This window comes from Nocardiopsis mwathae (genome assembly GCF_014201195.1).
GTDB classification, from domain to species: domain Bacteria; phylum Actinomycetota; class Actinomycetes; order Streptosporangiales; family Streptosporangiaceae; genus Nocardiopsis_C; species Nocardiopsis_C mwathae.
In genome coordinates this window covers 584,815-602,336 of record NZ_JACHDS010000001.1, presented here as the reverse complement: position 1 = coordinate 602,336, position 17,522 = coordinate 584,815, and the positions used below count along the sequence as shown (strand labels likewise).

13 protein-coding genes are annotated in these 17,522 nt (G+C 71.2%); 7 read left to right on the top strand and 6 right to left on the bottom strand.

What is annotated here, in order from left to right; all coding sequences use genetic code 11:
• Positions 1–272: 272 nt before the first annotated feature.
• The 5 genes from HNR23_RS02300 to HNR23_RS02280 all read left to right on the top strand — a co-directional run bounded on the left by HNR23_RS02300 (position 273) and on the right by HNR23_RS02280 (position 9,207).
• Positions 273–2,264 (top strand): maltotransferase domain-containing protein, encoded by a 1,992-nt coding sequence (locus HNR23_RS02300; protein ID WP_184073013.1) that lies wholly within the window; start codon positions 273–275, stop codon positions 2,262–2,264.
• Positions 2,265–2,344: 80 nt separating this feature from the next.
• Entirely contained in the window at positions 2,345–4,204 is a 1,860-nt protein-coding gene (gene treS, locus HNR23_RS02295; protein WP_184073011.1) for a maltose alpha-D-glucosyltransferase, read from the top strand.
• On the top strand, positions 4,201–5,586 hold the full coding sequence (locus HNR23_RS02290; RefSeq protein WP_184073009.1) for a maltokinase N-terminal cap-like domain-containing protein: 1,386 nt from the start codon (positions 4,201–4,203) through the stop codon (positions 5,584–5,586). The genes treS and HNR23_RS02290 overlap by 4 nt, the downstream gene beginning before the upstream one ends.
• 79 nt (positions 5,587–5,665) lie before the next feature.
• Complete coding sequence (gene glgB / locus HNR23_RS02285; RefSeq protein WP_184073007.1) at positions 5,666–7,915, top strand: 1,4-alpha-glucan branching protein GlgB; 2,250 nt, start codon at positions 5,666–5,668, stop codon at positions 7,913–7,915.
• Positions 7,916–8,139: 224 nt separating this feature from the next.
• On the top strand, positions 8,140–9,207 hold the full coding sequence (locus HNR23_RS02280) for a DUF418 domain-containing protein (RefSeq protein WP_343070390.1): 1,068 nt from the start codon (positions 8,140–8,142) through the stop codon (positions 9,205–9,207).
• A gap of 178 nt (positions 9,208–9,385) precedes the next feature.
• Here HNR23_RS02280 and HNR23_RS02275 read toward each other — a convergent pair whose 3' ends face one another.
• On the bottom strand, positions 9,386–10,087 hold the full coding sequence (locus HNR23_RS02275; protein ID WP_184073005.1) for a hypothetical protein: 702 nt from the start codon (positions 10,085–10,087) through the stop codon (positions 9,386–9,388).
• A gap of 127 nt (positions 10,088–10,214) precedes the next feature.
• On the opposite strand from HNR23_RS02275, the gene sppA reads away from it, so the two are divergent.
• Positions 10,215–11,960 (top strand): signal peptide peptidase SppA, encoded by a 1,746-nt coding sequence (sppA, locus tag HNR23_RS02270; RefSeq protein WP_184073003.1) that lies wholly within the window; start codon positions 10,215–10,217, stop codon positions 11,958–11,960.
• Between the two features lie 23 nt (positions 11,961–11,983).
• Positions 11,984–12,451 (top strand): flavin reductase family protein, encoded by a 468-nt coding sequence (locus HNR23_RS02265; protein ID WP_184079748.1) that lies wholly within the window; start codon positions 11,984–11,986, stop codon positions 12,449–12,451.
• A 394-nt stretch (positions 12,452–12,845) separates the two neighbouring features.
• On the opposite strand, the gene HNR23_RS02260 is transcribed toward HNR23_RS02265, so the two are convergent.
• The 5 genes from HNR23_RS02260 to HNR23_RS02240 all read right to left on the bottom strand — a co-directional run bounded on the left by HNR23_RS02260 (position 12,846) and on the right by HNR23_RS02240 (position 17,453).
• A complete protein-coding gene (locus HNR23_RS02260) occupies positions 12,846–13,751 on the bottom strand; it encodes a glycine betaine ABC transporter substrate-binding protein (RefSeq protein ID WP_184073001.1) in 906 nt (301 codons plus the stop codon).
• A gap of 100 nt (positions 13,752–13,851) precedes the next feature.
• Positions 13,852–14,532, bottom strand: a complete 681-nt coding sequence (locus HNR23_RS02255) for an ABC transporter permease (protein WP_184072999.1) — start codon at positions 14,530–14,532, stop codon at positions 13,852–13,854.
• Entirely contained in the window at positions 14,529–15,341 is an 813-nt protein-coding gene (locus HNR23_RS02250) for an ABC transporter permease (RefSeq protein WP_184072997.1), read from the bottom strand. Before HNR23_RS02250 ends, HNR23_RS02255 begins: the two co-directional genes overlap by 4 nt.
• Entirely contained in the window at positions 15,338–16,537 is a 1,200-nt protein-coding gene (locus tag HNR23_RS02245) for an ABC transporter ATP-binding protein (protein WP_184072995.1), read from the bottom strand. Before HNR23_RS02245 ends, HNR23_RS02250 begins: the two co-directional genes overlap by 4 nt.
• Positions 16,538–16,799: 262 nt before the next feature.
• Positions 16,800–17,453: an HAD family hydrolase gene (locus HNR23_RS02240; RefSeq protein WP_221308336.1), complete on the bottom strand. Its 654-nt coding sequence runs from the start codon at positions 17,451–17,453 to the stop codon at positions 16,800–16,802.
• Positions 17,454–17,522: the final 69 nt, after the last annotated feature.

Sequence of the window (17,522 nt, the reverse complement as noted above, 5' to 3'; positions counted from 1 at the left end):
GACCTTCGCCAGTGTGACGACAATCACAAAAAATACGCACCGCAAACCATCGGATGCGGACCATTCCGGGCCGACGATAGACAGTGAGAGCGCGCCGAGCCCGAACGACCGGGGCCACCCGTGGGCCTTTCGGGCACTTCGGGCTGCCCGCTCTCGAATACCTTCAACGCCTGCAACGACACGAACATCCCGCAATCGTCGAAAACGCGACAATATTCCAGTCTCCGACTCTCCGGCCCTTCTGTTCTCTCGCTGCCTGCATTGGTGCACCTGTGATCGGACGCATTCCCATTCTGAACGTCTCTCCCGTACCCGACCTCGGCACGGCCAAGGCCGTCGCCGGTGAGACCTTCACCGTCAGCGCCACCGTCATCCGGGAGGGCCACGGCGCCCTCGGAGCCGGTGTCGTGCTCTACGACCCCCAGGGGCGCCGCCAGGGACCGACGCCCATGCGCGAGGTCACCCCGGGGACCGACCGCTATGCGGCCGAGGTGCGCCCCACCTGCGAGGGGAGCTGGAAGTTCGCCGTGGAGGCGTGGGACGACCCCTACGCCACCTGGCGGCACGGCGCAGAGATCAAGATCCCGCTGGGCCAGGACGCCGAACTCATGCTGGAGGAGGGCGCCCGACTGCTGGAGCGCGCCGCGCGCCGGGTGCCGCGCCGACCCGAGCTGGCACAGGTCGCCGAGCGGCTCCGCGACACCGCCCTGCCGGCGGCCGAGCGCCTCGCCCTGGCCACCGCCACCGACGTGCTCGCCGAACTCGGCGCCGCACCGCTGCGCGACCTGGTGACACGGTCGAAGCGGTTCCCCCTGGAGGTGCACCGCAAGCGGGCCCTCTTCGGCTCCTGGTACGAGTTCTTCCCGCGGTCGGAGGGCGCTGAGCCCCTCGGACAGGACGGGCACTGGCGCCCGGGCACCCTGCGCACGGCCGCCAAGCGCCTGCCCGCCATCGCCGACATGGGCTTCGACGTGGTCTACCTGCCGCCCGTGCACCCGGTGGGCCACTCGTTCCGCAAGGGCCGGAACAACGCGCTTCGGGCCGGGCCCGGCGACCCGGGGTCGGTGTGGGCCATCGGCTCGGCCGACGGCGGCCACGACGCGATCCACCCCGACCTCGGCGACCTCGACGACTTCGACGCGTTCGTCGCCGGGGCCCGCGAGCTGGGCCTGGAGGTCGCGCTCGACCTGGCGCTGCAGTGCTCCCCCGACCACCCCTGGGTCACCGAGCACCCCGAGTGGTTCACCGTGCGCGCCGACGGCTCGATCGCCTATGCGGAGAACCCGCCCAAGAAGTACCAGGACATCTACCCGCTGAACTTCGACAACGACCCCGATGGCATCTACGCCGAGGTGCTGCGCGTGGTCCGGCACTGGATGGCGCACGGCGTGCGGATCTTCCGGGTGGACAACCCGCACACCAAGCCGGTGGCGTTCTGGGAGCGGCTGCTCGCCGACATCGCCCGGACCGACCCCGACGTGCTCTTCCTCGCCGAGGCCTTCACCCGTCCGGCGATGATGCACACGCTGGCCAAGGTCGGCTTCCACCAGTCCTACACCTACTTCACCTGGCGCAACGGCAAGGAGGAGCTGGAGGGCTACCTGCGGGAGCTCAGCGGGGAGGCCGCCGCCTACATGCGGCCCAACTTCTTCGCCAACACCCCCGACATCCTCCACGCCTACCTGCAGGAGGGCGGCCGCCCGGCGTTCGAGATCCGCGCGCTGCTCGCCGCACTGCTGTCCCCGACGTGGGGGATCTACTCGGGCTACGAGCTGTGCGAGAACACGCCGGTGCGGCCGGGCAGCGAGGAGTACCTGAACTCCGAGAAGTACGAGTACCGACCGCGCGACTGGGCGGCGGCCGAAGCCGCCGGGGCCACGATCTCCCCCCTGATCACCCGGCTGAACGAGCTGCGGCGGGCGCACCCGGCACTGCAGGAGCTGCGCAACCTGCGCTTCCACCACGTCGACCGGCCCCAGCTGACCTGCTTCTCCAAGCGGAGCGCCACCGTGGGCGAGGGCCCCGGTACGGGGGCCGACGACGTCGTCCTGGTGGTCGTGAACCTCGACCCGCACCGCCCCGCCGAGGGGACGGTGTGGCTCGATATGCCCGCTCTCGGGTTCACCTCCGAGGACCGGATCCTCGTGACGGACCAATTATCGGGCGAATCCTACGAATGGGGAGGGGCGAATTACGTCCACCTCGACCCGAATATCCAACCAGCCCATGTTTTCACCGTCGCATCCTCCGGAAAGCCCCGATAGCTCCGCGAACACCGCGATCGGGCACGACCGGCGGAACACACTGGAACGACAACCGGTGGAGTAGTTTCGTGACACATCCGATGCCAGAGCCCGGAGACGCGCCCCATGGGGCCGTGCCCGACACTTTTTCCCACGAGACCCCCCGCGATCCGTACTGGTACAAACGCGCGGTCTTCTACGAGGTACTCGCCCGAGGTTTCTACGATTCCAACGGCGACGGCACCGGGGATCTCCGGGGGCTCGTCGAGAAGCTCGACTACCTCGAATGGCTCGGCATCGACTGCATCTGGCTGCTCCCCCTGTACGAGTCGCCGCTGCGCGACGGCGGATACGACATTTCGGACTACATGAAGATCCTTCCCGAATTCGGGAAGATCGCCGACTTCGTGGAACTCGTGGAGCAGGCGCACCGCCGCGGCATCCGGGTCATCACCGACCTCGTCATGAACCACACCAGCGACCAGCACCCGTGGTTCCAGGCGTCGCGCAGCGACCCCGACGGGCCCTACGGAGACTTCTACGTGTGGTCCGACGACACCGACCGCTACACCGACGCCCGCATCATCTTCGTCGACACCGAGCAGTCCAACTGGACCTACGACGAGCAGCGCGGCCAGTACTACTGGCACCGCTTCTTCTCCCACCAGCCCGACCTCAACTTCGAGAACCCCGCCGTCCAGGAGGCGATCCTGGAGGTCCTGCGGTTCTGGCTGGACCTGGGCATCGACGGGTTCCGCCTGGACGCCGTCCCCTACCTCTACGAGCGAGAGGGGACCAACTGCGAGAACCTCAAGGAGACGCACGAGTTCCTCAAGCGCGTGCGCTCCGAGGTCGACCGCCTCTACCCCGACCGGGTCCTGCTCAGCGAGGCCAACCAGTGGCCGGCCGACGTCGTCGACTACTTCGGCGACTTCGAGTCGGGCGGCGACGAGTGCCACATGAACTTCCACTTCCCGCTGATGCCGCGGATGTTCATGGCCGTCCGACGCGAGCAGCGCTACCCCATCTCGGAGATCCTCGCGCAGACCCCGCCCATCCCCCGCAACTGCCAGTGGGCGATCTTCCTGCGCAACCACGACGAGCTGACCCTGGAGATGGTCACCGACGAGGAACGCGACTACATGTACGCCGAGTACGCCAAGGACCCGCGCATGCGGGCCAACGTGGGCATCCGGCGCCGGCTCGCCCCCCTCCTCGACAACGACCGCAACCAGATCGAGCTGTTCACCGCGCTGCTGCTGTCCCTGCCCGGCTCACCCGTCCTCTACTACGGCGACGAGATCGGCATGGGCGACAACATCTGGCTCGGCGACCGCGACGCGGTGCGCACCCCCATGCAGTGGACGTCCGACCGCAACGCCGGGTTCTCCCGCTGCGACCCCGCGCGCCTGTACCTGCCGCTGATCCTCGACCCCATCCACGGCTACCAGGCCCTCAACGTCGAGGCCCAGCGCGACGACCCCGGGTCGCTGCTGAACTGGACGCGCAAGATGATCCAGATCCGAAAAAGGCACCCGGTGTTCGGCACCGGCGACTTCGCCGAACTGCACGCCAACAACCCCAGTGTGTTCGCCTTCGTCCGTGAGTACGGCGACGACCGCATGCTGTGCGTCAACAACCTCTCCCGGTTCCCGCAGCCGGTCGAACTCGACCTGCGCCGCTACGGGGGCGTCACCCCCATCGAGTGCATGGGAGGCGTCCGCTTCCCCGCCATCGGCGAGCTGCCGTACCTGCTGACGCTGCCGGGCCACGGCTTCTACTGGTTCCAGCTCCCACCGGTCGACGAGACGGACGGCCCCACCGCCGAGGACCTCAACACCGCCGGCACCGGCGCCACCGCCGTCGCCGGTGCCGGCGGCGCCGCAGCCGACCACGACGCCACAGTCCACCCGACCACCCATCGGGCCGTGCGGGAAGGGAACAAGGCCTTTCAAAGATGAGTCAGCTTGAGGAGCTCCTCGCCGGTTGGATCCCGCGCCAGCGGTGGTTCGCCGGCAAGGGGACACCGATCGAGAAGGTGATGGTCGAGGCGGAGCACCCGGTCGTCACCGGCGAACCCGGCCTGCGGCTGCTGGTCGTGGAGGTCGGCCAGCGTGGATCGACCTCCCGCTACCAGGTGCTCCTCGGGGTCCGCAGGGCCGGGGACCTGCGCGACGAGCTCGCGCACGCCGCCATCGGCGTGTGCGAGCTGCCCGGCGACAGCACGACGTGGGCCGTCTACGACGCCGCCCATGACCCCGAACTGACCACGTCGCTGCTGGAGGGGATCGCCGACGAGAGGACCGACCGCGGCCTCCGCTTCCGCCGCCTGCCCGGAGGGGCGATCCGCACCGGCCAGCGCAGCCTCGTCCTCACCGGGGAACAGTCCAACACCTCGCTGGTCTACGGCGAGGACTACGTCCTCAAGACGTTCCGGCGGCTGTGGCCGGGGCGCAACCCCGACCTCGAACTCACCACCGCACTGGCCGGGTCCCCCTTCGTGGCCCGGCCCCACGGCTGGATCGAGACCGACCTCCCCGCGCGGCGGCCCGGCGACGGCGGCACCGTCCCCACCACACTGGCGCTGCTCCAGGACTACCTGCGCAGCGCCACCGACGGCTGGGTGCTGGCCGCGACCAGCGTGCGCGACCTGTACGACACCACCGGTCTCCCACCCGGCGACGCCGGAGGCGACTTCGCCGGGGAGGCCGAACGCCTGGGCAGCGCCACCGCGGCCGTGCACCGCGCCCTGGCCCGTGAGCTGCCCACCGACGTGCTCACCCCCGACATGCTCGGCGAGCTGGCGGGGGCGATGCGGCTGCGACTGGACTCCGCCACCGCCGAGATCCCCGAGCTCGCGCGCTACGCCCCCGCGCTGCGCAGCGCCTACGACGCGTTCGCCGCGGTCGCCGAACCCCTTCCGGTCCAGCGCATCCACGGCGACTACCACCTCGGTCAGGTGGTGCGCACCGACGCCGGGTGGGTGCTGCTGGACTTCGAGGGCGAACCCGCCGTTCCGGTGTGCGACCGGCGGCGCCCCGCCAGCCCGCTGCGCGACGTCGCCGGGATGCTGCGGTCGTTCGACTACGCCGCCCACTACCAGCTCATCGGCAGCGCGTCGGAGGAGGCGCTGGCCCCGGCGGCACGCGCGTGGGCGCGGCACAACAGGGACGCCTTCTGCGCCGGTTACGCGAGCGCCGGCGGCGTGGACCCGGAGAAGCACCAGGCCGTCCTGCGCGCCTTCGAATACGACAAGGCCGTCTACGAAGTCATCTACGAGGCCCGGAACCGTCCCTCCTGGCTGCGTATCCCCCTCGATTCCATCGCGGAGCTGACCCGATGAACCGCCATGTGCACGCCGCCCCGACCAGCCCCCACACCACCAGCCGCACCGGAACCGCGACCGACGGACGAGGAAGACGATGAGCCAGATCGAGCGCACCGACATCGACCGACTCGTCAGCGGCCGACACCACGACCCGCACCGCCTCCTCGGGGCGCACCCCGGCCCCGACGGCGTCACCGTGCGCGCGCTGCGGCCCCTGGCGGAATCGGTGCGGGCGGTGCTGGCCGACGGCACCTCCGTCGAACTGGACCACGTGCACGCCGGCGTCTTCGCCGCCGCCCTGCCCGGGCCCCCGCCCTCGGCCGACGGGGCCGAGGCGATCCCCGACTACCGGCTGCTCGTCCGCTACCCGGGTGCCCCCGAGGGGCGCCCGGTCGACGACCCCTACCGGCACATGCCCACCCTGGGCGACCTCGACCTGCATCTCATCGCCGAAGGGCGGCACGAGGAGCTGTGGCGGGTCCTGGGCGCCCACACCCGCAGCTTCCCCTCCGCCATGGGCGAGACCCGCGGCACCGCCTTCGCCGTGTGGGCGCCGGGCGCCCAGGGAGTGCGGGTGATCGGCGAGTTCAACCACTGGGACGGCACCGCGCACCCGATGCGCTCGCTCGGCGCCACCGGCGTGTGGGAGCTGTTCGTCCCCGGCGTCGGCGACGGCTCGACGTACAAGTTCCAGGTGCTCGGCCGCGACGGCCGGTGGCGGGACAAGGCCGACCCGATGGCCTTCGCCACCCAGGCACCGCCCGAAACGGCGTCGGTCGTCTTCACCTCCGGCTACGCGTGGGACGACGACGCCTGGCTGTCGGAGCGCAAGAACCAGGAGTGGATCTCCCGCCCGATGAGCGTCTACGAGGTGCACCTGGGGTCATGGCGGCCGGGGCTGGGCTACCGGGAGCTCGCCGAGGAACTGGTCGCCTACGTGCGCCGGATGGGGTTCACCCACGTAGAGTTCCTGCCGGTGGCCGAACACCCCTTCGGGGGTTCCTGGGGCTACCAGATCACCTCCTTCTACGCCCCCACCTCGCGGTTCGGCTCGCCCGACGAGTTGCGCGCCCTGGTCGACGCACTGCACCGGGCGGGGATCGGCGTACTGCTCGACTGGGTCCCGGCGCACTTCCCCAGGGACGAGTGGGCGCTGGCCCGCTTCGACGGGTCTCCCACCTATGAGCACCCCGACCCGCGGCGCGGCGAGCACCCCGACTGGGGGTCGCTCATCTTCGACTACGGCCGCACCGAGGTGCGCAACTTCCTCATCGCCAACGCGCTGTTCTGGCTGGAGGAGTTCCACATCGACGGGCTGCGGGTGGACGCGGTCGCCTCGATGCTCTACCTGGACTACTCGCGGGAGCCGGGCCAGTGGGAACCGAACGCGTTCGGCGGGCGGGAGAACCTGGAGGCGCTGGAGTTCCTGCGCGAGCTCAACGCCTGCGCCTACCGCCGCAACCCCGGCATCGTCATGATCGCCGAGGAGTCCACCGCCTGGCCCGGGGTGACCCGGCCGACCGACGCCGGGGGGCTGGGCTTCGGCTTCAAGTGGAACATGGGGTGGATGCACGACACCCTGGAGTACCTCAGGCGCGACCCCGTGCACCGGCAGCACCACCACGACGAGATCACCTTCTCGATGGTCTACGCCTACAGCGAGAACTACATCCTGCCGCTCTCCCACGACGAGGTCGTGCACGGCAAGGCGTCGCTGCTGTACAAGATGCCGGGCGACGAGTGGCGGCGGTTCGCCGGGCTGCGTGCCCTGTTCGGCTACATGTGGGCGCACCCGGGCAAGCAGCTGCTGTTCATGGGCGGCGAGATCGGGCACGGTGACGAGTGGTCGCACGAGGACGGCGTGCAGTGGTGGCTGCTCGACCACGCCTACCACGCGGGTGTACAGCGCCTGGTGGCCGACCTCAACCGGGTGTACACCGACACGCCGGCGCTGTGGTCACTCGACACCGAACCGGGCGGTTTCACCTGGCTGGACGGCGGCGACGCACCGGGCAACACGCTGTCGTTCCTGCGGCACGGCGACGACGGGTCGGTGCTTGCGTGCCTGGTCAACTTCTCCCCCGAGGTGCGCACCGAGCGCCGGGTGGGCCTGCCCCGACCGGGGCGGTGGCGGGAGGTGCTCAACACCGACGCCGCGCGCTACGAGGGCAGCGGCACGGGCGCCACCGGGGTCGCGGGCACGGCGGGGGAGGACCGGTACGTCGAGGCCGCGGCCGGGGAGTGGAACGGGCAGCCGGCTTCGGCCGTTGTGGCGTTCCCACCGCTGGCCACGGTGTGGCTGTGGTACCCGCCGGAGCGGCCCGGGCGGCACGCGGGGCCGTGACGCGGCGCGTACCGCAGGCGTGGCCTGGACCGCGCGGGTGGCCCGCCCCGCGCCTTTCGTCGGTCCGATCCCGCCGAAAGGAGGAGGCCGACGCCGCTCCACGACCACCCGAATGACCGATGTCGGCCTGCCGCTCCGACGCCTAACCTCGCAGAGTCATCCATCCGGACACCTGCACGAACGCACCGAACAGGGCCGGGACGCAAGCGAGAAGGGGGCACCGCGTGAGCGGTCGGGACAGCGGGGGCGGGATCGTCGCCGCGAAGAGACGGATCGACGTACTGGACGTGCTGCGCGGGTTCGCACTGTGCGGGATCCTGCTGGTGAACATCGGGCCCATCACGCAGATGGGCTACGGGGCGCTGGAGGCCCTGGGGCCCGACGACCCCCTGCCGCCGGTGCACCCCGCCGAGGACTACCTGCACCTGTTCGTCGACGGCCGGTTCATGCCGATCTTCGCGTTCCTGTTCGGGATCGGCTTCGCCCTGTTCCTCGACTCGGCCCAAGCGCGCGCCGACAAGCCCCGGCTGCTGCTGGTCCGCCGCCTGGTGATGCTGGCGGCCCTCGGCGCGCTGCACATGCTCGTCTACCCGGGTGAGGTACTGCTCAGCTACGCCATCGTGGGGCTGGTGATCCTGCTCCCGGCGACCTACCTGCCCCGCTGGGCGGTGCTGATCGGCGGCGTCGTGGGATCCGTCGCCGGGGTGACCCTCGTCCACGGTGGGTTGCCCCTGGTCCCCGGCCTTTTCCTGCTCGGCCTGGCCGTGGCCCGCTACGGGATCCCGCAGACGCTGGAGCGCCGCTCCGGCGAGACGGCCATCGCTTTCCTGCTGTTCGCCGCCGCCTCGGTGGCCGCGGTGTTCTGGCAGGTGTCCGACGGCCTGAACAAGACCGGCTTCACGACGTCGAGCGTGGTCGCCGGACTGCTGATGGCCTGCGCCTATGTCACCGGCATGTGCCTGCTCATGCGCACCCCGCTCAAGGGGCTGCTGCACGCCGTCTTCGCCCCGCTGGGCCGGATGGCGCTGACCAACTACCTCAGCGCGACGCTCGTGGTGCTGCTGGTCGGGTGGCTGCTCGACTTCTCCTCCCACGACCGGTACGGCGCCCTGTTCGCGCTGGCGGGCGGCCTGCTGACCACCCAGTGGGCGTTCAGCACCCTGTGGCTCCGCCACTTCCGCTACGGCCCCCTGGAATGGGCGTGGCGCTGCGTGACCTGGTGGGAGCTGGTGCCGCTACGTCGCCGAACAGAGGCTTCCGACACGGCGGGCGCCCTCGGCGCCGCAGCCTGAGGCTCGTTTCGGCACGGCCGCCCCTACCTTCCGTTGATCTCGGGAATATCGGGGTAGCAGCCGCGGGCTGCGCCAGGTGGTGAGTGCAACCACGCCTCACACCACCGGCTCCGGAGCGACCAGCTCGGCCGGGCGCTGGGCCGGGGTATCCCACCCCGGCGTCTGGCGCGGGCGGGCGTCAGCGCTTGTACTTCTCGGTGTTCATCGACTCGGCGACCTTGTCGTAGACGGCGGCGTACTGGGCGTCGACCGACCAGGCGTAGACGGCCACGTCGCTGGTGGGCAGCAGCCACAGGCGCACCTCGAAGGTGTCGCCGTTCTCGCAGGTCACGGTCCACACCCGGTGGTTGGCCTTCAGGTCGTCGGCGAGCTTGACGGTTCCGTCGCCGTCCCAGCTCTGGAGCTTGGCCTGCTTCGCCTCGACGTCGCCGTCCTCCCAGGTGTTCAGGGAGCGGCAGGTGCCGGTTTCGGAGGCCCAGCCGCCGTCCTTGTTGTACGCCGTGCCCTTGGTGGGCCACTTGTTCGGGTCGTTCTTGGCGACCTTGGGCAGCACCTGGATCGAGCCGTAGCCGCACTCCGACTCGCCGGGGGGCCGCATGCACAGCATGTCGCCGGACTCCTCGGTGGCCCAGCCGTCGGGCACATCGATCCGGATCTTCTCGAAGGTTTCGGCCGTGAAGCCGTCGGGCGCCGGAGCCTCGGCGGCGGCGACCACGCCGCTGTAGGTCTCGTCGGGCTGGGGGCCGGAGGCCTCGCCGTTCTCCTCGGGGGCGTCGCCGCCCCCGCACCCGGCCACGACCAGCGTCAACGCCGTGACGGCCGCTGCGAGGGCCGGGAAGGAACGGACCCTGGAGCGCGTGCTGCCGGATGTGTCGGACATGCGAGTTCCCTCCCTCGGGGTCGGGGGTGACCCATCGACGATAGCGGGAGGGCCCGGTGCCCCGTGCCAAAGAGCGTGCCATCACCGCGCCATCGCCCGGCGCCGACCCAGCCACTAGCCTGAGGGCATGCCCGATGTCGCGAAGCTCCTCGACCCCGTCACCCGGATCCGCCAGCGCCGCACCGCACCGCTGGTCCTCGAACTCGACCTCACCGAAGGCGTCACCGACGAGGTTCCGGCCGACCCCATCGGCCGGATCCTGACCAAGCGGCGGCAACGCCTCACCGACCTCGTCGAGGGCATCCGCCGCGGCGCCCTGGATCCTCGGGTCAAGGCGCTGATCGCCAGGGTCGACGGCAGGCCTCTGGGCTTCGCCCAGGTCCAGGAGTTGCGCAACGCCGTGCGGGCGTTCCGCGGCGCGGGCAAGCCCGCGGTGGCGTGGAGTGAGTCGTTCGGCGAGCTCGCCCCCGGCACGGTGCCCTACTACCTCGCCGCCGCGTTCGACGAGATCGCGCTGCTGCCCACCGGCACGGTGGGGCTGACCGGCCTGAGCATCCGGAGCACGTTCGTGCGCGACGCCATCGACAAGCTCGGCGTGCAGTACGAAGGCGGGGCGCGGCACGAGTACAAGAACGCCGTCAACATGTTCACCGAGCGCGAGTTCACCGAGCCGCACCGGGAGGCCACCGGCCGGATCGTCGAGTCGCTGAGCGACCAGGTCGTCGAGGGCGTCGCCGCGGGCCGCGGCATGACCCCCGAACGGGTGCGGGAACTCGTCGGGCGTGGCCCGTTCCTCGCCTCCGAGGCGCAAGCGCACGGGCTCGTCGACCGCCTCGCCTACCGCGACGAGGTCATCGACGACCTGCTCGGGCGCTTCGCCCCCGAGGGCGCGGCCGACCCCCAGGGCACCGGGGCCGACGGGGACGGTCGGCCGACGCTCCAGTTCGTCACCCGCTACCAGCACCGCCAGGCGATGGCCGAGCGGGTTCCCGCGGTGCGGCGCGATGAGTTCATCGCGCTGATCCACGCCTCCGGCACGGTGGAGACCGGGCGCAGCCGCCGCTCCCCGCTGGGCGGCGGCACCAGCATGGGCTCCGACACGATCGCGGCCGCGTTCCGCGCCGCGCGCCGCAACCCGCAGGTCAGAGCCGTGGTGTTCCGCGTCGACAGCCGCGGCGGCTCGCCCGTCGCCTCCGACGTCATCCGCCGCGAGGCCGAACTGACCAGCGAGTCCGGCACCCCGGTCATCGCGACGATGGGCGACGTCGCCGGGTCCGGCGGGTACTACGTCGCGCTGGGCGCCGACGCGATCGTGGCCCACCCCGGCACGCTCACCGGCTCCATCGGCGTGTTCGTGGGCAAGCCGGTGCTCAAGGGCCTGATGGACCGGGTGGGCATCAGCACGGACGCGATCGACGGCGGCGAGCACTCCGGCATGTTCACCCCCGACCGGCCCTTCACCGAGTCGGAGTGGGAGCGGGTGAACACGCTGCTCGACGCCATCTACGACGATTTCACCGCGAAGGTGGCCGAGGCCCGCGGCCTTTCCCGCGACCAGGTACACGAGGTGGCCCGGGGTCGCGTGTGGACCGGGCAGGACGCCCACGAGCGCGGGCTGGTCGACGAGTTGGGCGGGCTGGACGCGGCGGTCCGCCTGGCCCGCGCCAAGGCGGGACTCCCGTCGACCGCGCCACTGCGCCTGTTCCCTCAGCCCGGCCCGCTCGACCGGTTCCTGCCCGCGGAGTCCAGCGAGGACAAGAGCGAGGCCGACGTGCGGGTGAGCATGTGGGGGCCGCTGGCGCGGCTGACCGAGCGGCTGGGCCTGCCCGCCGCCGGTCCGCTGGTCATGCCCGGGGAGTGGGAGATCCGGTGAATCCCGGGGAGTTCCTGGAGACCATGGCGCTGCTGCCCACCGGGGTGACCGTGGTGACGGTGGCCGACGAGCTCGACGACATCGGCAGCACGGTCAGCGCGTTCGCGTCCATCTCCGCCGACCCGCCGATCGTCATGCTCAGTGTGATCCGGACGAGCTACCTGCGGGAGGTCATCGACCTGCGCGGCGCCTTCGCGGTGAACGTGCTCGGCGAGGGGCATCGGGCCATCGCCGGGCGGTTCGCCGCCGAGGGGCGGCCGTCCGCGCGGCTGCTGCTGGCCGCGGAGCCGCACCACCGGGGCGAGCGCACCGGGGCGCTGATCCTCGGCTCGGCGCTTGCGGCCCTGGAGTGCTCGGTGACGCAGCGGGTGGAGGCGGGCGACCACGTCGTCTACCTGGCCGCGGTGGACTCCCTGCCGGAGGTGGCGGGGGTGCGGGCCAACCCGTCCCCGCTGATCAGGCACGACGGGCGGTACCGCGCTCTGCGGTAGCCGAAACTCTCTAGAGAGGTTGCTCGCCGCACCTTCGGGAGAGCCTTTTCCCGCCTACTCGCTAGTTTTCTCCCGCGCCATGTCCGCAGTGCAATGGAAGCATGGACGGCTTCTACACGGTTCTCGGGATCCTCATCGTCGGGTTGATCCTGGCCATGATCCTCTGATCCGATTCCAGATGTCCCGAACCCGCCCCCGATATCGCACCGCACAACGACCTTCCGTGCCCCGACCCTCCGAGCCCCTCGCCCGCCCTCAAGCCACGGCCGTCCACCGGCTGCACGAGGCCCGGTGGACGGCCGAAGCCGCGCACCCTTCGTCGATCTCGAAGAAACCGGGGTCTCCCCGGCGATTTCCCACCCCGATCGCTCCGAGATCGACGAAGGGGCGGACCTCAGGCGAGGCCGGCGGAGGCGAGCCAGTCCGACGCCACGTCGGCGGCGTTCTCGTGGTCGATGCTGACCCGCTCGTTCAGCTCGCTCAGCGTCTCGGTGGTGAGCTCGGCCGAGACGGCGTCGAGCGCGGCGCGCGCCTCCTCGTCCACGGCGTCGCCGTACACCAGCGGGGTGACGTTCTGCGTGCCGAAGAGGCCGTCGGGGTCCTCCAGCGGGACGAACCCGTTCTTCACGATCGCCGGGTCGGTGGTGAACAGGTTGGCGGCCTGAACGTCGCCGTCCTTGAGCGCCTGGGGCAGCAGGGAGACGTCCAGCGCACGGAAGTTCCCGAACGTCACACCGTAGGTCTTCTCCAGGCCAGGGACGCCCTGGGCGCGGGTCTCGAATTCCGAAGGGCCGCCGAGCGTCATGTTCCCGGCGACCTTCTCAAGGTCGGCGAGGGTCTTCAGGCCTTCCTTGCGGGCGGTCTCCTCGGTGACCGTCACCGAGTCCTTGTTCTCGGCCGGGGACGGGTCGAGGATCTCCAGTCCTTCGGGCAGCCGCTCGGTGACGGCCGCGTCGGTCTCCTCGGTCCCCCTGGCCTCGGCGCCGGGGTCGAGGTAGGTCAGGATGGAGCCGTTGTACTCGGGGAACACCGACAGGTTGCCGGCCGCGATCTGGTCGTAGTAGACCTCGCGGCTGCCGATGTTCAGCTGGGTTCCCACGTCCAGGCCCTTGGCCTCCAGGGCCTGGGCGTAGATGTGGGCGAGCAGGGTGCTCTCCGGGAAGTCGGCGGACCCGACCACGATCTTGCCGCCGCCGTCGTCCCTGGTGGCGCCCTCGCCGTAGGGGTCGGTACCGCCGCAGGCGGCGAGAACCGGGAGCAGGGCCAGTCCGGCGAGCGCGGAGCGTATCGGTCTTCGCATGTCGTGCCTATCTTCTCTTCCGTCGCGGCCGGTGGAGCCGAGGTCGGTGGGTGGGGTCGGCAGGTGGGTCGGATTCACAGGTGGGCGGAGGGTGGGGCGGTCATCGGGACACCGGCGTGCCGCGGCGCAGCCCCGGTGCGACCAGGACCCGCCCCAGCAGGCCGAACAGCGCGGTCACCAGCAGCGCCAGGACGACCACCAGCAGCGATCCGCCGAGCATCATCGGCAGCTCCTGGCGGGCCTGCCCGTCCACGATGAACCGGCCCAGCCCGCCGATGCCGACGTAGGCGGCGATGGTGGCGGTGGAGATGACCTGGATGGCGGAGGTACGCAGGCCGAGCAGGATCAGCGGCAGCGCGACCGGGACCTCCAGCCGGAGCAGCACCTCCCGGCCCCGCATCCCCATGCCCCGGGCCGCGTCCTTGAGCTGCGGGTCGACGTTGCGCACACCCTCGTAGGTGTTGACGAGGATGGGCGGCACCGCGAGCGCGACCAGGGCGACCATGACCGGCAGCAGGCCGATGCCGACGAGGAGCACCACGAGGAAGAGCACGCCGATGGTCGGCAGCGCGCGGGCGAAGTTCGCGAGGCTCGCGACGAGGAAGCCGCCGCGGCCGGTGTGCCCGGTGAGCAGTCCGAGGGGGACGGCGATGGCCGCCGACAGCAGCAGCGCCAGGGCCGAGTAGCCGACGTGTTCGGCGAAGCGGACCGGGATCCCGCCCGGACCGGCCCAGTTCTCGGGCTGGGCCAGCCACTCCAGGATCCACATCACGACGTTCATCCGTCCTCCCGCGGTGCGCCCGGTGCCGCCGGTACGGCCGGCGGCTGTGTCCTGGGGGATCGGGTCTCCGGGGGCTGCGCCCCGGGCACCGGCCGGCGCCTCCCGCGGCGCTCCGTCCGGCGCTTCCACGGGGTCAGCAGGTGCTGCACGCCGACCAGCAGTGCGTCGGTGAGGAACGCGAGCACCACCGACAGCACCACCCCGACGATGATCGGCGCCGGGAACTGGCGCTTGAAGCCCTCACTGAGGATGAGCTGGCCCAGGCCGCCCAGGCCGACGAGGGAGGCGATGCTGACCATGCTGATGGTGGCGACGGCCGCGACCCGCAGTCCCGCGATGACGACCGGGACCGCGATGCGCAGCTCCACCTGGAGCAGGCGTCGCAGGGGGCCGAAGCCCATGGCGACGGCGGCCTGGCGAACGTGGTCGGGCACCTGGTCGAGGCCGTCGACGACGTTGGGGACCAGGATCGTCAGGGTGTAGAGGGTCAGCGGGATGATCGCCGTCCACAGGCTGAAGCCGGTGTAGGGCAGCATCAGGAAGAACAGCGCGATCGAGGGGATGGCGTAGATGATGTTCACGCCGGTCAGCACCGGCGGGTACAGCGCACGCCACCGGGCGCCGGCGATACCGATCGGCAGGGCCAGGGCCAGGCCGAGCAGGATCGGCACGTAGGCCAGCACCATGTGCTCGACCAACCGCGGCCAGACGATCGCGGCGAAGTTGTCGCAGGTCCAGGCGAGGACCGTCGGGCTTCCGTCCGCCGGGGAGCCCAGGGCGCGCACGGCGGTGCACAGGCCGTCGGTCATGGCGCACCCCGTCCCGCGGCGGCCCCGGTGCCCTCGCCGGGCTCGGCGCCCCGGCCCGCGGCGGCGCCGTCGTGCCCGTCGGACTCGCCCACCGACCAGATCGCCGAGCCCAGGTCGGTCTGGGCGACGACGCCGATGACCGTGCCGTCCTCGCCCACGCCGACGGCGCGGCCGGCCGGTGAGAGGACGGCGGCGTCCAGGGCGGCCCGCAGCGAGTCGGTGGGGACGGTGAAGACGTGCCCGTAGGCGACCAGGTCCAGGTCGCCCAGGGCCCGGTCGGCCTCGGTGCGGTCGAGTGCGGCCGCGGCGATCCAGCCGAGCGGGCGCCGCTCGGCGTCGACGACCAGCAGCCAGGGCTCGTCCAGGCTCCTGGCCAGTGACCGGGCCGCCCCCGCCGCCAGGTCGGCGCCGACGACCACGTCGCCGCGCAGCGACAGCTTCCCGGCCGGGAAGAACGAGAGCCGCCGCACGCCGCGGTCGTAGCCGATGAAGGACTCCACGAACTCGTCGGCGGGGTCGGCGAGGAGGCGCTCGGGGTGGTCCATCTGGGCGAGGCGGCCGCCGGGGCGGAACACCGCGATGGCGTCGCCGAGCTTGACGGCCTCGTCGATGTCATGGGTCACGAAGACGATGGTCTTGTGCAGGTCGGACTGGAGCCGGATCAGCTCGTCCTGGAGGCTCGCCCGGACGACGGGGTCGACGGCGCTGAACGGCTCGTCCATGAGCAGGATGGGCGGGTCGGCGGCGAGGGCGCGGGCCACGCCGACCCGCTGCTGCTGGCCTCCGGACAGCTGGTGCGGGTAGCGCCTGGCCTGGCCGGGTTCGAGGCCGACCAGCTCCATCAGCTCGCCGGCCCGGGCACGTGCCTCGCGCCGGGGCCGTCCCAGCAGCAGCGGCACCGTGGCGATGTTGTCGACGATGGTGCGGTGCGGGAAGAGCCCGGCCTGCTGGATGACGTAGCCGATGGACCGGCGCAGCACGGCGGGGTCGCGGTCGCGCACGTCGTCGCCGTCGATGGAGACCACACCGCCGGTGGGGTCCACCATCCGGTTGATCATCCGCAGCGCGGTGGTCTTGCCGCTGCCGGAGGAGCCGACGAGCACGGTGGTCCGGCCGGCCGGGACGGTCATGTCGAGGTCGTCGACGGCGACGGTGCCGTCCGGATAGCGCTTGGAAACGCCCTCGAAGGTGATCATGGTGGGTGGCCGCGTCTCTCATCCGGGCGGTGAAGCCCCTGGTGGGTCATGGGCATGGGGGCGGTTCCCCTGAGTATGCGGATCGGGTCGCAATCTTCCCGGCAAAGGAAGCGGCAAACAAGCACGCGGGCGGCTGTGTTGTCCGCCTCACCTCCGTGCCCGTGCGTCGCCCTCGGCGAACCGCGCCGAATCGCCTGCGGATTTCGGCGCGCATCGCCGAGGCCGGAGAAACGGGTCGGGACATCGCGGGTGGAGGGGCGCGTCAGCCCTGTTCGGCGATCCACTCGGGCAGTTCGTCCAGGCCGTCGAGCAGCACGTCCGCCCGCCGGGCGTCCGGACGTCCGGCGTGCAGATAGCCCAGCATGCCGCGGCGCAGCAGGGCCGCGCGCATCCCGGCCTCCTGTGCCGGGACGACATCGTTGTCGAGGCGGTCCCCGACGTAGAGGATCTCGCCGTGGCCGACTCCGGCCACCTCGCCGACGCGGGTGAAGAACGCGGGGTCGGGCTTGGCCACACCCCAGGCGTCGGAGACGTGGATCTGCTCGACCGGCAGGTTCATCGCCTCCAGGGCGGGCGCCGCCGACAACGGCTGGTTTCCGGCGATGATCAGCTGCAGCCCCATGCCGCGCAGGGCGGCCAGGGCGGGGCGGACGTCCGGGTAGAGGTCGCCCTCGTCGAAGCTCTCGCGCAGTGAGTGGGGCTCCTCGGCACGCCAGGCCGCGGATTCGGCGTCGAGGTCGAATCCGGGTTTGACCGCGCGGAAGGCGTCGGTGAGCTCGCGGCCCTGGGTGAGCATGCCGCCCATCAGCCCGAAGAAGGCCAGGCGCGGCACGCCGAGCCGGTCGGCCCAGCGGGCGAAGATGCGTGTCTCGTCGATCAGGGTCTCGCCGACGTCGAACACCACGCTGCGAATCATCACAAAATGGACGCTAACACGTCCCGGGCTGCGGATTTCTCACGGGCGCGTGTTCACGGGATGGGACAT

What these genes read in the sequence shown, in the direction of transcription:
- HNR23_RS02240 (WP_221308336.1), bottom strand. Translation starts at nt 17,453, where the DNA reads ATGATTCGCAGCGTGGTGTTCGACGTCGGCGAGACCCTGATCGACGAG.
- HNR23_RS02260 (WP_184073001.1), bottom strand. Translation starts at nt 13,751, where the DNA reads ATGCGAAGACCGATACGCTCCGCGCTCGCCGGACTGGCCCTGCTCCCG.
- sppA (WP_184073003.1), top strand. Translation starts at nt 10,215, where the DNA reads ATGCCCGATGTCGCGAAGCTCCTCGACCCCGTCACCCGGATCCGCCAG.
- HNR23_RS02245 (WP_184072995.1), bottom strand. Translation starts at nt 16,537, where the DNA reads ATGATCACCTTCGAGGGCGTTTCCAAGCGCTATCCGGACGGCACCGTC.
- HNR23_RS02255 (WP_184072999.1), bottom strand. Translation starts at nt 14,532, where the DNA reads ATGAACGTCGTGATGTGGATCCTGGAGTGGCTGGCCCAGCCCGAGAAC.
- HNR23_RS02290 (WP_184073009.1), top strand. Translation starts at nt 4,201, where the DNA reads ATGAGTCAGCTTGAGGAGCTCCTCGCCGGTTGGATCCCGCGCCAGCGG.
- HNR23_RS02275 (WP_184073005.1), bottom strand. Translation starts at nt 10,087, where the DNA reads ATGTCCGACACATCCGGCAGCACGCGCTCCAGGGTCCGTTCCTTCCCG.
- treS (WP_184073011.1), top strand. Translation starts at nt 2,345, where the DNA reads ATGCCAGAGCCCGGAGACGCGCCCCATGGGGCCGTGCCCGACACTTTT.
- HNR23_RS02250 (WP_184072997.1), bottom strand. Translation starts at nt 15,341, where the DNA reads ATGACCGACGGCCTGTGCACCGCCGTGCGCGCCCTGGGCTCCCCGGCG.
- HNR23_RS02265 (WP_184079748.1), top strand. Translation starts at nt 11,984, where the DNA reads ATGGCGCTGCTGCCCACCGGGGTGACCGTGGTGACGGTGGCCGACGAG.
- glgB (WP_184073007.1), top strand. Translation starts at nt 5,666, where the DNA reads ATGAGCCAGATCGAGCGCACCGACATCGACCGACTCGTCAGCGGCCGA.